The organism is Pseudomonas sp. NPDC087614 (assembly GCF_044743485.1).
GTDB lineage: Bacteria > Pseudomonadota > Gammaproteobacteria > Pseudomonadales > Pseudomonadaceae > Aquipseudomonas > Aquipseudomonas baetica_A.
Genome location: NZ_JBIUWN010000007.1, coordinates 21,630 through 36,930, shown reverse-complemented (window position 1 = coordinate 36,930; position 15,301 = coordinate 21,630). Strand labels below are relative to the sequence as shown.

Sequence of the window (15,301 nt, the reverse complement as noted above, 5' to 3'; positions counted from 1 at the left end):
CTTGCTGACTCCGACTTGTCGGGTCTTCAAGCTAGGCCATGGCGCAGGGGCGGTCTACTGTCAGAAATTACAGGTACGAGGGTTATTCCGACCAACGGTCATACGTATTTCATCCGTGCAGCGACCGCGCCGCCCTAATAAAAAAGCCCCGATCTCTCGACCGGGGCTTCGCCGTTTCAACGTCCTTCACTTACGAAGCCGAACGCACCGCGCCTTGCGACACCTGGGTCGGTTGCAGCTTGAACACGTAGAACAACACCGTCAGCACCACCAGGAATGCTGGGCCCACATAGAGCGCCACTCGGGTGTCGGGGAAGTACGCCATCAGGCCGACCACCAGCACCAGGAACGCCAACGCAAAGTACGAACTGACCGGGTACAGCCACATCTTGTATTTGAGGGCGGCACGTTCGCTGGCGCTCAGGCCTTTGCGGAATTTGAGCTGGGCCAGCAGGATCATCACCCAGGTCCAGATTGCGCCGAAAGTGGCAATCGACGTCACCCAGACGAAGACTTTTTCCGGCACCAGATAGTTGAGCAATACACCCAGCAGCAGTGCGCCAATCGACAGCAGCAATGCGCGACGCGGCACGCCGTTACTGGACGTCTTGGCAAAACCGGCCGGGGCCTGCCCATTCTGCGCCAGGCTATAGAGCATGCGCCCGGTGCTGAAGATACCGCCGTTGCACGACGACAATGCCGCCGTGATCACCACGAAGTTGATGATGCCTGCTGCGGTCTTGATGCCCAGACGCTCGAACGTCATCACAAACGGACTGCCCTGAGTGCCGATTTCGTTCCATGGGTAAATCGACAGGATCACGAACAGCGCGCCGACGTAGAACAGCAGAATCCGCCAGAACACCGAGCCGATCGCATCGGGGATGGTCTTCTGCGGGTTCTTCGCTTCGCCTGCGGTCAGGCCGATCATCTCGACGCCGAGGTAGGCGAACATCACCATTTGCAGGGACATCAGCACACCCTGCACACCGTTTGGCATAAAGCCGCCATGGCTCCACAGGTTGGAAATCCCCAGCGCAACGCCGTCGTTGCCGAAACCGAAGGCGATAACGCCGATGCCGCCAATCACCATGGCGATGATGGTGACGATCTTGATCAGGGCGAACCAGAATTCGAACTCACCGAAGGCTTTGACCGCGATCAGGTTGACCGAGCCCATGCTGATCAGCGCTGCGAGGGCCCAGATCCAGCGCGGCACATCGGGGAACCAGATGCCCATGTACACGGCGACGGCAGTGATTTCCGCGACACACGTCACCAACCACAGAAACCAGTAGTTCCAGCCCGTGAGAAAGCCTGCCAACGGGCCGAGGTAGTCTTGCGCGTAGCGGCTGAACGAACCGGCCACCGGGTTATGCACGGCCATTTCGCCAAGGGCGCGCATGATCACCAGGATCGCCAGACCGCCAAGAATGTAGGAGAGCATGATCGCCGGGCCGGCCATTTCAATGGCCTTGGCCGAACCGAGAAACAGACCGACGCCGATACAGGCTCCGAGGGCCATCAGGCGAATATGCCGTTCGCCGAGTTCGCGTTTAAGCGGACCGCCCTGAGCGGTTTCGCCGTGAGGCAGGTGATTGCCAACTGGCATAGGGGTGCAACCTCGTCTTGTTATTGGATATGGCCACCGAGTGTTCAAGCGTCGGCCGATTAGCCTTGGCTCGTTGAAAACCGCGTCTGCTTCGTGGGCAAACGCGTCTTGCAGGACAGCCTGCAAGATCAGCGGGGCGTCAGTATAAAAACCTTGTCGCAGGTCTTTTCACTCTATAAACCACAAGATTCAGCGGGAGTTGTCGCAAGAATGCCAGTAGACCCGGCGGATCAACTGGCAAATGTAGGAAAACTCGCCACTGAAAACGGCGGCGAGTATTGCACAACCTTGGTGCATCGTCTTTTCGTCTGGCGTTTTTATCCAGCTCCGGGAACCTTGGCAAACGCTTTAATGGAGAGTCTGAACCGCGACCAGTTCTTCTGGATCAGGCAATTCAACAGACGAAAGATGCTCGACGCGGTGGCGGCTAATGTAACCGCCATCAATATCGGCGGGATCAAATTCACTGACGTTGAAGTCACGACCACCACGCCTTCTTCCATAGGTGTTTAACGTCGCGGCCAGCGCTCCGCTTTCCAGTACCTTATGCATGCCCTGTCTCATGGCGTCGGGGCTGGCAAACTTCGCAAATCCAGAGTTAGGCTCGTAAAAGAACCACTCTGGTCTACCGTTCCTGACTCTTATACCTGCAAGCATTGCATGATCTTTGGAGGCCAGCCTGAGTGTTTTCGAATCAGGAGAACTTTCCAGTGCATCGATAATTTCGTCGGCGTCCATTTTCGTCTTGGCTGCGCCCATATGAAAAGACTCCTTATTGTTCACCGTATTGTGAAACTCCGTCATGTCGGAGATAAATCTGGTGGATTCAGGCGCCTCTTTCGCCAGGGCAGCTCTGGGAATATTTTTAAGCAGTATGTCTTCGTTTCCGTGATGAATAGCGTAGGCCATGGCATTTGAGAGTCCTGCGCACTCACCTCTGGAGACCATATTGACGTGAGCCAGATACAGCCCCTGCGAAACAGGAACCACCTCGACAGCCAAACCTTTCAAATCCATGGCAAGAAGGTTTGAACTATAACGAGCGTCGCTGAGAATTTTTGTTTTTATTTCTTTTGTCAAAGCCCCTATTTCTTCAGGCTTGAGACCAGGCTCTGATACCAACTCAATCAATTCATCAAATTTCATTCCAGGAGTGTAGCCATCGATTGCGATTACATTCCCTTGCGTATAACCACGTTCAAAAGCTCGAAGATTATTCTTGTTCCGTGCAAATTCGACATTGTTATGAAAATTCAAATAGACACGGGATTTTGCCTCACTGCCCAAGGTTCCACCCCAGCAGAAACGTTGAGGCGTGAAATTGCCCGGCGGACCATAAAGCCTGCGGGTGTCCAGGTTGTACTGGTGCCAATTGTCATTTTTCAATACCCCCACGCCCTCGATACTTTGCTCACCCACTTTGAAGGTGCCCAGCACTGTCGGCCCGTGCGCCTTACTGACTCCGAGCAGCACGTCATACCCGCTCGCAGACGCCCGAAGTCTGTTCAATTGGTGCAGCCCTTTAACGCCCACGAACTTGATCCCCCGACCCAGTAGCTGCACACCTGCCGCTATGCCACTCACCGGATTAAGTTCGCTGATGACAACGGCCCCTATTATTTTCGCTATCCTGAGCGCTTTGCTGATTGCCGAAGCCGTCCTGCCCCCCACTTGTGCCAACTTGGCTGCGGCACCCAGGCCAGCAGTGACGAATCCCAATACGTCGAGGAACAGATCAATGGCTCCGTCTAGATGTTTGCCTTCTACAAAATGGGTAACGGCAGATTTGAAGGGAATCAGGTTGAGCAAAAACTCCACGCGGGATTTCATGGCCGCCCATTCCTTGTCATACGTCGTCTGACCTTCAGCAGCGTTCAGAATCTTCTCGCTGTCGTAATCAAGATGCTCAACGAAGGCATTGGCAATCGTCAGGGTTCTCTCGCTGGAGTAGCTTTTCGGAGGCAAGGCCTGCGTCGCGCTTACTTGCTTGAGCTTCGCAGCGACCGATTTGTCAGCGACATAAAAGGGTTCGGTGGTGTACACGGTGCTCGGAACATTCACGTTGGTTCGTTCTGCCACTTGAGCAGGGTCAGAACCACTTTTTGTGATCGAGTCGGCCCCTAAATCAATGTGATACACGCTTACTTTTTTTTCCGTTCCGCGCTCGACTCTCAATGTCAGTGTCGGACTGGTGTAGGTCAGGCTCCTGCCAAAAAAGCTCGTACTCAGCTTGTAGGTCTTGTGTTGATAGAAATCGATCTTTCCATATTCGAGGTTTTCTCGGTCATCCAGCGACAACTCGGATATCAGGTGTTTTACGGTTAACCGGGCGCCTTCCTTGAGGTTGCTCAGCGTCGTTGCAAACTGCTTCCTGAAAGTCTCCCGCACGCGAAGGTTCAGTTCGTTGATGTCGTGAATGACAGCGTTCAGAAGTTTGTCGCTGGATTTCCATCGATAATTGCCATCCATCATTGCAACGTCCAGCAACGAGTACTTGCCCTGCGGCCCTAGCACATCGCTCGGCACGGGCGCGAGATGACTTAACACTTTTAACGAGCTGTCCCATTCAAGCGCGGCTTTTTCAAACGGAAAGTCTTTGTTAAATTCTTTTTCCAGCCCGGCCAACGCAATGCTTTTGCGACTTTGAAACACGCTCTTCAATAACACCGGCGTATTGAGCCGGTCGATCATTTGAGCATTGAACTGTTCTTTTATTTCGCCAAGTTCTACTTCGGTGTAGTGTTCATCGTCTTTCTTTTCCAAGGCGACATGGACAACGCCCCAATCGATCAGCGCAATTGTCTGGGCATACCGGGTAACGGTCGGATCGGTCATGGCAGCACGTTCAGCGCAGATCATGACCTGGGCAAAGGTCATATTGGCGAGCTTGCCCGGACATTGAGCTTGGATCGTCGCAGCGGCAACGGCCAGGTTGAACCACGCCGGACCGCCATACTTGACGCCGTCCGGGATGTCTTTGATCAGGAACAGAGGGGCATTCCTTGCCAACAAGGCGTACGCGCCTAACCCGGCCATTTCAGGGCTGCTGATGAGTTCTTTGATCAAGTGTTCACGTAGTTTGTTGAACACCGCCGAAACCGGTTTCCCCCAATGTTGACGACTGGCCAGATCGAACCCCGCGACGCTGTTGCGTTGAGTGTTTTCAATAGACAGCGGGTCAAGATTCAACTGAATGGCGGCCAGTGCGTATTCATTGATGCTGACGTCAGTGGAAATGCCTTTCAAACGGGTTTGTACCGCCAGCCCAAGCGTTTGGCCGCAAGCGCTGGCAATGAGTGTTTCCAGTGCCTTGGCAGGATTGCCTAATGTTTCACTGTCAAGCGGATGGTTCAGGTACAAATGCTCCAGCAGTTGCTGGCCTGGTTTCCATAGTTCATCAAGTCCTTCGATATAAAGCTGAACGGCATTCAGCACTTCGTGCTGCTGATAAGTACTCAATGGAATCGGCCAGGACAAGGCTCCGCCAAAGTCGCCAAGTGCGGGCGGCGAGATATCTTCAGCGTCCTGCCTTGCAGACTCAAGTTCATATTCATAACTGTCAGACACCGGAACAGCATCCACGACGACATCATTTGCTTCGATCATACAATCTTCCTTGATAAATAAACGAAGCAAAAGTAAACAACAGGCACCTTTAAATAAAAAACCGAAAACCGTTACTAATCGTATGTATGACCAAACAAAAGAACCATCTACTTACACACTTCAGCTTACTTGAATAACCTTTTAACAATCAGCAACTTCCTCCTGCACTCACGCGCCACAAAAAGTCGCAAGCGCCCGCCTGAAGTCCGGCACCTTCATCAAGCCTCTTGGTCCGTGTCGCTGCACAATTTCCCTCCTGTCGCCCACCACCGTCTAAGCTTCAGACAAGTCCGATCAATCTGCGTGAATGGATCAATCGACTATGGGCGCTTTGTGGCAAACCGATTCGAGTAAAGCCGTGGTTCCGACTGACCGTGTGGATGACGAAGCGCCTGTCCCTGAAAAAAACCGCCGCAACCGGCATGGGTGGAAGGCTTTCTGGCTGTTGCTGCTGATTATCCTGATCGTGGTCGGGCTGGCGGCGGCCAGGGAAATGCGCACCTCGCGTTTCCAGGCCCGTGAACTCAGCCGCTACGCAGCCTCACTGACCTACAAGCTTGAACCAGGCCCCAGCGAAGCGATTCGATACCCCGGCAATGGGCCCTTCGATTTGCGTCTGGGTTACAGCTCGCTCGATGAACTCCTGCCGCGCCTGCTCAAACGCGATTACGTGATCACCGAGCAGACCCGTTTCTCGCCGGCGCTGCTCAGCTATACCGGCAAGGGCATGTTCGTGCCCTATGCGGAAAAGACTCAGGCCGGCCTCTCGATCACCGACTGCCGCGCCGCGCCGCTGTATCAGTACAACTATCCGCAGCAACTGTATTCGAGTTTCGCGGCGATTCCGCCGGCGGTGGTCAACAGCCTGCTGTTCATTGAAAACCGCTTTCTGCTCGACCCCAGGCAACCGATGACCAACCCGGCGGTGGACTGGCCCAGGTTCGGCATGGCCGCGTGGTCGCAAGTGGCGAAGTTGCTGCACTTGCCCGGGCAATCGGCGGGTGGCAGCACGCTGGCGACGCAACTTGAAAAATACCGGCACTCACCCGATGGCCTGACGGTGTCCGGCGCCGAGAAGATTCGCCAGATGATCTCCGCCAGCGTGCGCGCCTATCAGGACGGCCCGCAAACCTTGACCGCGCGGCAGAACATCGTTCGTGACTACCTCAACAGCGTGCCGCTGTCGGCTGTGCCGGGCCACGGTGAAGTGCATGGCATGGCCGAAGGGTTGCGGGTCTGGTACGGCAGCGACTTCAACAAGGCCAACGAACAGTTGAACAGCCCGGCGACCGACCCGAAAACCATGGCTGATAAAGGCCTGGCCTTGCGTGAAATGCTGTCATTGATGATCGCCCAGCGTCGTCCCACCCATTACCTGAACAAGGGCCACGAAGAACTCGCCGATCTCACCGACAGCCATTTGCGCCTGCTCAAGCAGAACGGCGTGATCGACAGCGCACTCGCCGATGCCGCACTGGCCAGCCAGGTCAGCTATCGTGACTGGCAGACCCAGCCGACTCTTCAGCCGATTGAAACCAACAAAGGTATCAACGCTGCTCGTAGCCGCCTGGCCGCGATGCTCAATCGTTCGCTGTACGACCTTGACCGCCTCGACCTCTCGGCCACCAGCACGCTGCAAGGCGACCTGCAAACCCAGGTCACCGCTTACCTGAAAAAACTCGCCGACCCGGCCTATGCCGCTGAAATCGGCCTGCTCGGTGAACGGCTGCTGACGCCTGTCAGCACTGCTCAGGTGCGCTACAGCTTCACCTTGCTCGAACTCACCCCCGACGGCTCGCGAGTGCGGGTGCAGACCGACAGCACCGACCAGCCCTTCGACATCAACGAAGGCAGCAAACTCGAATTGGGCTCGACGGCGAAGATGCGTGTGCTCACCACGTACCTGCAAATCATCGCCGAGTTGCACGACAAGTACGGTGCGCTGAGCGTGCCGGAACTGAAAAAGGTCGACGTCCCCGACCAGGATCGCCTCAGCCAATGGGCCATCGATTACCTGATCCAGAACAAGGACCACGACCTCTCGAAAATGCTCGGTGCAGCGCTGGATCGCAAATACTCGGCCAGCCCCGGCGAGGCGTTTTTCACCGGTGGCGGGTTGCACGTTTTTCATAACTTTCGCAAGGAAGACAACGGCCGCATGCCGACCCTGCGCGACGCCCTGCGCGAGTCGATCAACCTGCCGTTCATTCGTCTGATGCGCGATGTGGTGCGTTACACCACTTACTCCGGTCCCAACAGCAGCGCCGAACTGCTCAAGGACGACCGCGACCCAAGGCGTCAGGAATACCTGGCGAGCTTTGCCGACCGTGAAGGTACAACGTTCTTGCTCAAGTTCTGGAAGAGGTACAGAAACAAAGACACCCAGGCGCGGCTCGAAACCTTCCTCGACAGCATGCGCCCGACCCCGATCCGCATGGCGGCCGTACACCGTTACCTGTTGCCGAACGCGACTCAGGAAGACTTCAACCGCTTCGTGCGCTCGCACCTCAAGGACGCCAAGCTCACTGTAAAACTCACCGACTATCGCTTGATCCGGCTCTATGACGCTTATGGCCCGGGCCGCTACGACCTCCCGGACCAGGGCTTCATCGCCAAGGTTCACCCGTTGGATCTGTGGCTGATGGGTTACCTGCTGAACAACCCGGACGCGACGTTCAGTCAGATCGTCAAAGCCAGCCACTTCGAACGCCAGGAAGTCTATAGCTGGCTGTTCAAGAGCAAGCACAAGGGCGCGCGCGACAGCCGCATCCGCACCATGCTCGAGATCGAAGCCTTCCTGGAGATTCACCAGCGCTGGAAAAAAGTCGGCTACCCGTTCGATCATCTGGTGCCGTCGCTGGCCACCGCCATCGGCAGTTCAGGCGACCGTCCGGCAGCGCTCGCGGAGTTGATCGGCACCATTCTCAACGATGGCGTGCGCATGCCGACCCTGCGCATCGACAGCCTGCACTTTGCTGCCGACACGCCTTATGAAACCCGGCTGATCAATGACCCGCATGTCGGCAAACGGGTGATGCCGTCGCAAGTTGCCACCGCCATGCGCGAAGCGCTTTCACAGGTGGTGGACGCCGGTACGGCCAAACGTGTTTCCGGCAGTTTCAAACTGGCCGATGGCAGTCCGCTGGCCATGGGCGGCAAAACGGGTACAGGCGATAACCGCATCGAGGCCATCGGTTCGGGCGGACGCATCCTCAGTTCGAAGTCGATCAACCGCACGGCGACCTTCGTGTTCTACATCGGCGATCACCATTTCGGCACCCTCACCGCGTACGTTCCGGGGCCTTCGGCAGAAAACTTCAAATTCACTTCAGCCTTGCCAGTACAGGTACTCAAGGGCATGGCACCGTTCCTCACCCCGTATCTGCAACCGGGCAGCGACTTGCAATGCCACCCTGCACAGAGCACAAACGTTGCGATGATCAATCCGGAACGCCTGAAGACGAGGTAACAAATCGTGTCAGTCGTTTCCGATTCAGCGTGACGTTTTTTCTTCACGGCGGGTGGTACTTATGTATTTTTCGAATTCGAATTTTCGTCGGGTTGATGCCCCGTAGCGCCGTTTGCTTCCTGAACTTTGAACTTTTGTTTTGGCCTTGCGCCGGTAGTCTGATCACTCCTCAAACAATCAAGGATGATTGGCCATGTCTCCCATACCCGAGTCTGTCGAAAACGCAGAAAAAGGTCGGCACTACGAATTCATCAAGTCTGCCGTCAGCGACAGTTTCAAAGGCGCCACCGTCGCACGGGGCCAAGCGTTGGCAGCCGTGCCACTGAAGATCGAACCCTGGTACTTGACGGCGCCAGACACCTGGCTGGAAAAACTCGCTGCCGCCAATCTCAAGGCCTGGGCCTCGCAAAACCCGGTTGACCACCTGCTGGCGAAAACCGATCTGCACGCCTTCGCCGAACCGTTGCTCAAGGCCGCAATCAAACGGCGCCATGGCCTGAATCTCGATGTCAAGAAAACCTACCTGCGCCTGTACATGCCCAAAGACCAGCCCTGGTACACGATCAAGCTCTCGGGTGCAGTGACCAGTCGAACGGTTTCCCTGCTGGAAGCCGCGCTACACAACTTCGCCAAAAGTGAAACGGTTGATCGCGGCTCGGAGTACATCAGCAAACCCGATGAACGCGGTTTGTTCGACGTCTTGCCCATCAGACACAGCATGTCCATCGCCCAGTTTCAGACCCTATGCCGGGATCTGGACATCGGCGCCCGTTATAAAAAGCATTTGCACAGGTATCTGTTGCCCGGCGAGCCGGTGGCAGAAGCCGTTCTGAAAACCAGGGTGATACAAAGCCAGCAAGACGCCCTCGCCGCCGCGGCTTACTTGGCCTTGATCAAGAACGACATCCAGGTCGACACCTGCACAATGCTGTTGAACCTGGCCGAAGACAAACCGCAACTGCTGCTCAATGGCCGCGCCATGTTGTGCTGCGACCTGTCGATTCTCGGCACCCGGCTGACCGGCATTCTGCTGCTCATCCATGCGGTGCGCGACAACCGCGGGATTCGACGCGTGATCGTTTATGTCCCCCATGATCCGGATCATCCGCTCAAGGAGTACGACTCGCTCAAGGCGTTCAAGGAAGAATTGACCCGCCAGTTGCGCGAAGACAAATACATCGAGTCAACCAAGCAAACGTATCGCCAGTTCTTCAGCGATTTCGTCGATCAGCAGCAGCGTGGGCACTTCTTTGCCGAACTGGAGCAACGGCTGTTCATTTATCGGTATCACCCGCGCCAGGATCCGACCGACCAACAACCGCCATGGCGCCAGGACCCGGTGGACAACCCGAACCTGCAATTTGATCGTGTGCAGTTGCAAGGCAACTACTGGCGGCACCTCTATCAACAAAAGTTCAACAAGATCCTGAATGATGCCCGGGAGTTAGCCGTCTCCACCGCCGACACCGACAGCAAGGCGCGCTGGGCCTGGTGGGAAAATTTTCAGAAAATGCTCTCGGACATTCTCAACGTCGCGCTGTTGGTCGTCACACCGTTTGTACCGGTGCTGGGCCAGTTGATGCTGGCTTACACCGTTTACCAACTGGCCACCGACGTTATCGAGGGGATTGTCGATCTGGCCCAAGGGCAGTCGCTGGAAGCCGGCGAGCATCTGATCAGTGTGGTGACAGACATCATTCAACTGGCAGCCTTTGCCTCGGGCGCAAAAATCGGCGAGGTCGTTCGCGTCAAGCTGTCATCGCTGGTGGACGAGATGAAACCGGTGAAACTGCCCAATGGCAAACCCAGCCTCTGGCATCCCGACATCAAGCCTTACGAGCGCAACGACATCAGCCTGGCACCCGACGCGAAACCCGACAAGCATGGCCTGCATTTGTACGGCGATGAAAGGATCTTGCTGTTGGAACGTAAACTCTACGCGGTCGAAAAAGCATCGAGCGAACCGACGTCCAAGACCCATCGCATCAAGCACCCGACACGCCCAAACGCTTATAAACCGTTCATCGAACACAACGGTCACGGTGCCTGGGTGCAGGAAATAGAAAACCCGCGCGACTGGGACTTTGCGACGTTGATGCGTCGTGTCGGACACAGCGTGGAAGGCTTTTCGCCGGTGCAACGCGAACAGATCCGTGTGATCAGCGGCACGCACGAAAACCAACTGCGCCAAATGCACATCGATAACACGGCACCGCCGCCGCTGCTAACCGACACCATCAGGCGTTTCAGTGCCTACGACGATGCCCAAGTCGCCAGTGCGAATATCCGCAATGGCCGCCCCATCGACCCGCAGGCCGTCTGGTTCGAACCGCTGCTGACGAGCCAGCCAGGCTGGCCACGCACCAAGGCGCTGAAGGTGTATGAAAGCGCCGATCTGCAGGGTTACGTGCGTACGTACGGCGATGCCAATGCGGCGGATGCCGATACCCTGAGCATCAGCCTTGCGGATCTCACCTGGGGCAAACTGCCGGAACGGTTGGCACGTTTTCTCGACGATAACGAGTTCAAACAACTGCTCGGTCGTGACGTCCCTCTCAGCGATCGGGCAACAGCGGTGCGTAACCTGCTCGCCGATGCCGTCGACACGCGTCACAAAGATGTCTCCAACTACCTGTATCAGGTGGGTGAAAAATCAAACAAGGCCGATATCCGCGCCGTACAAAAAACATTCCCGCAACTCCCGTTGCCATTGGCCGAGAAGGTCGTGGCCCTGGCGAACCCGGCCGAGTTGCAACGTATCGCCGACGAAAACCATTTGCCACTGCGCCTCAAGGCGCAAGCGCGGGAGCTGGATTTCGAAGCATCCACCGCCCGCGCCTATAACGGTTTTTTCCGAGAGCAATGGATGCTCCCGGAGACCGAGCGACTGGCGCTCAACACCCTCAAGTTCCACACCGACGCTTTTGCCGATGTGCGTTTAGACGTGCACGACGGCAGCTACGACGGCCCGTTGCGCTGCAGCGTCGGCGCGGATGATGCAACCACCGTCAGACGTCTGGTTCGTGACGAACATGGCCGCTATGAAGTGCTCGACGCCAACAATCGCACGCTGCATGAAGCCGACGACTTCTACGAGTCGATCCTGCATGCCCTGCCTGACGAAAAACTGCAGGCAGCGGGATACCGGCGAGGTCAGGGTCAACGGCTCAAACAGTGGCTGATGGAAACATCCGCCGAGCCGGCCGAGCGCCGCAGCGTGATGGCCGAACCACCGATTCGTCGGGTGGCCAGTGTTGAAACCGAAACGCTGACTGGTCGCTGGCCATGGCCCTGGGCGCAAAACACACCGGAACAGAAAGTCCGAAAGCTGTACCCGAAAATGTCTGAGCATCAGGCGAAGATGTTCATCGAAAAGCTGCGCAAGAATGGCGATCCCGCTGACACGATCAAACACCTGGAAAGCGAACGCGAGCAATTGCGCACAGAGATACAGAATTGGCGGGAAAGCTACCCGCCCGACGTGGATGGGTCGGGAGAAGCGATCCCCGGAATATCGACGCAGTACATGCAGGAGGGCGGGCGGCATATCGAGGAACGGCTGCTTGAGTGCTTCGAGCGTCAAAACGACTCTTTTGCCGAGCACAGCCCCCCTCAAGAGCAAGGCTATTCGCTGGACCTGTCCAGCTCGCTTTCGCGGCCCAACCTTGATCGTTGGTGGAGCGATCTGCGCAGGCGGCCCGGGATGAAGAAACATCTTGACCAGATCACTTCGCTGAAACTCGATAAAACGCGTTTCTCGACATCGTCCGATGGCGTGCTCGGCAGCTTCCCCAAGCTACGTGAATTGAGCGCGCGTCAGTGTGACCTGACGCAGATCCCCCCCACCATCGGAGAAATGCGTCACCTCCAGAGTCTGGACCTGACCGACAACCGCATCAGGTTGACCGTGCGTTCAAATGAACAGCTCGCCGGCCTGGTTCGCCTGCGATCACTGACCCTGAACGGTAACCCGTTGCGCCAACCACCCGATGTCGGGCGGATGTATCGATTGAATGACCTCAGTCTGGCCAATACCGATATCCAGTCCTGGCCCGAAGGCCTGTTCAAGGTCGGCTCGGTGGACAAGCATCGTCCCCGCGGTTTCATGCTGGATATGCGTCATACGCCGATCAATACCCTGCCCGAAGTCACACCGGGTTCCGATCAGGCCTTTATCCTCAGTCGCGCGCGTTTCGACACGGCCAGGCTTTCCAATGAGGAGCGGGTACGCTATGGCACTTATCGTCAATCCACAGGGCTGGCCTTTGTGCAGACCGATTTTCCGGCGGCCACAAACGAGCTAAGCCACTGGAAATCGTTTCCCGGTGAACCGGACGCGTTTGGTCCCTCCTCGTCTTTGAGCAAGTACCGCGAAGAGTCCTGGCACGATCTGATGGCCGAGCCTGACGCCGAAGATTTTTTTGCCGTCATTGCCCGACAGAGGCGAACCGCCGATTACCAAAACGCGCAATCACGTCAGCAACTGACCCGGCGTGTCTGGGAAATGATCGATGCCGCCGCGCTGGATTCCAACCTGCGTGAAGAACTGTTCAAACAAGCCCGAGAGCCCGATAGCTGCCGCGACGGCGGTGCCTATCTGTTCAACTCCATGGGCATCAAAGTGCTGGTCTCGAAGGCCTATGCCGAGCCGGCCTCGGCCCTTGTGCTTGACCAAAAACTGGCGAGACTGGCCCGCAGCCGCGCACGCCTGAACATCGTCGGCGATATCGCTCGAGAAGAAATCGGCCGTCAAGCGCAACAGCATCTGATCGATCCGTCGAACAATAGTGCGCCGGATGATCTTGAAATCCATATGGCCTATGAAACCGGCTTGGCGGAACGGCTGGAGCTGCCTTGGCAATCAAAAGGCATGCTTTACCAGCAGCGATCAGGCGTTACCCAGGCGAAGATCGACGCGGCCTATGACTCGTTCAAGCTGCGCGAAAGCGGCAACGGACTGGTCGACGGCATGATTGACCCCAACGGGGATGATTTCTGGGAACGCCATTTGCGCAAAACCCATCCGACACAATATGAGCGCAATGATCTGCGGTTCGAGGAAAAACCGGGCCTGCTGGATGAGTTGCGCCTGGCACAGGCGGAGTACGCCAATGCCAACGCCCAGACGCAGATGAACCCGTTGATACGAAAGATGGAAACCCTGGCCGATCAACTGAACATTCCTCACGCGGATATTTTCAGCGGCGAGGCCATGAGTCAGGCGCGGTACGACCGACTGCTGAACAATATCGGTTATTCGCGTAACGAACTGTCCAGACAATTGACCCGCGAAGCGTTGACCAGCATCGGCCATTGACCCTCGCAAGGCGCCAGCCCTGAGCCCGGGGCTGGCCAACTGATGCGCACTAACCCACCTCCGAATCCCAGATCACCGTGATATTGCCCCTGTAAATTCGGCCTTGGGCGTTGTCGATCATCCAGTGGGTTTGCTGTTCATCCACTTCGAAATGCAGGGTTCCCGGCTTGCGATCGATATAGAAGCCGGGTTGAAACGGTGCTGTCGCCTCGATCCCCAAGCGCTTGCGCGTGACCGCTTGCCCGGCGCTGTCGGTCAAGCCGTTGGGCAAACTGACACTGACGTCCACCCCGCCTGCAAACCCCTGCCCGTCTGCAATGGCGCAACCCGAGCCCACGCCCAGACGGTGCTCGCATTCAAGCTTCATGGTGAATTTCGACGACGCCGAGATATGGAATATCTGATCGCGGTAAAGGCGCGAAGGCTTGCGTCCACTGTCCAGCCAGCGTTGCCAGCCGCCTTGCGGTTCCAGTACGACTTTGTCGCCCCCGGGTGGAATATCCACTTTCAGGGTGTGCTGCACGTCCAGCACAAAATCGAGGGTGAGGCTGCTGTCGTCCGGCTCAAACAGTTTGCCCATATCGAAATCCCCTCCAGGTCCCAGGCTGTAAGTCAACGAACCGGTATAACGGCCGGTAGACATGGTTAACGGGTTGGGGGTGCGCAGCTCGTAGGCGAAGTCCAGCTTGTCGAAATACATCGACGGAATGTGGTACGCCGGCACTTTAAAACAGTGGGCCTCTTGCGTGGTTTTCCAGAAAAACCGCCAGCTGTCCTCCTCGTAGGCGCCTTCGCCGCTGTACCAGCAAGGGGCAGGTATTGCTTGTACCCAATTACCCGTGGTCCATAACCTGCTATGGCCTTCAAGTGCATTGCTGCCGCCGGCCAGTCGCACAGCCGGATGGCTCAAAACATACCTGGAGCCCATGCCGGTAATGCGTATTTCCACAGATTGCGTTTCCTGTGTCTGGCTGTTTGTCACGGTCAGCCGCCGCAAATTGGCGGGGGCCTTTACTGCCGCCCAATCAAAGATGCCTACGTAGCGGGTAGAACTGAAACGTATGGGTAATTCGATGCTGAACATGCCGTTATTTTCACATTGGCCCGGATAGGTGGCGCAATAACCGCTGTTCGGCGTTTTGTTGACGAACGTCATCTTGTCTGGTCTGGAAGAATCCGGTTGGAACAACGCACGGATCTCCTGATTGATCGCCTGCGCCTGAGGGATGCTCAACGCCGCCATCCATACCACCCCACAGAACCTCTTCATGCGTCGCCCCGCCTCTGCTGAACTCTT

Annotated in this window: 5 protein-coding genes; 2 read left to right on the top strand and 3 right to left on the bottom strand. The window is 56.6% G+C overall.

Features of this window, described 5'->3' with window-relative positions:
• Positions 1 to 190 precede the first annotated feature (190 nt).
• Together ACIOWA_RS04415 and ACIOWA_RS04410 are read right to left on the bottom strand one after the other, a co-directional pair.
• Entirely contained in the window at positions 191 to 1,612 is a 1,422-nt protein-coding gene (locus tag ACIOWA_RS04415) for an amino acid permease (RefSeq protein ID WP_339432871.1), read from the bottom strand.
• Positions 1,613 to 1,960: 348 nt separating this feature from the next.
• On the bottom strand, positions 1,961 to 5,218 hold the full coding sequence (locus tag ACIOWA_RS04410) for a hypothetical protein (protein ID WP_401158432.1): 3,258 nt from the start codon (positions 5,216 to 5,218) through the stop codon (positions 1,961 to 1,963).
• Between the two features lie 322 nt (positions 5,219 to 5,540).
• On the opposite strand from ACIOWA_RS04410, the gene ACIOWA_RS04405 reads away from it, so the two are divergent.
• Together ACIOWA_RS04405 and ACIOWA_RS04400 are read left to right on the top strand one after the other, a co-directional pair.
• The gene (locus ACIOWA_RS04405; protein ID WP_401158430.1) at positions 5,541 to 8,687 is read left to right on the top strand and encodes a transglycosylase domain-containing protein; all 3,147 of its coding nucleotides are present in this window, start codon (positions 5,541 to 5,543) and stop codon (positions 8,685 to 8,687) included.
• A 193-nt stretch (positions 8,688 to 8,880) separates the two neighbouring features.
• Complete coding sequence (locus ACIOWA_RS04400) at positions 8,881 to 14,004, top strand: dermonecrotic toxin domain-containing protein (RefSeq protein ID WP_401158428.1); 5,124 nt, start codon at positions 8,881 to 8,883, stop codon at positions 14,002 to 14,004.
• A gap of 49 nt (positions 14,005 to 14,053) precedes the next feature.
• On the opposite strand, the gene ACIOWA_RS04395 is transcribed toward ACIOWA_RS04400, so the two are convergent.
• Positions 14,054 to 15,274, bottom strand: a complete 1,221-nt coding sequence (locus ACIOWA_RS04395; protein ID WP_401158504.1) for a hypothetical protein — start codon at positions 15,272 to 15,274, stop codon at positions 14,054 to 14,056.
• Positions 15,275 to 15,301 lie beyond the last annotated feature (27 nt).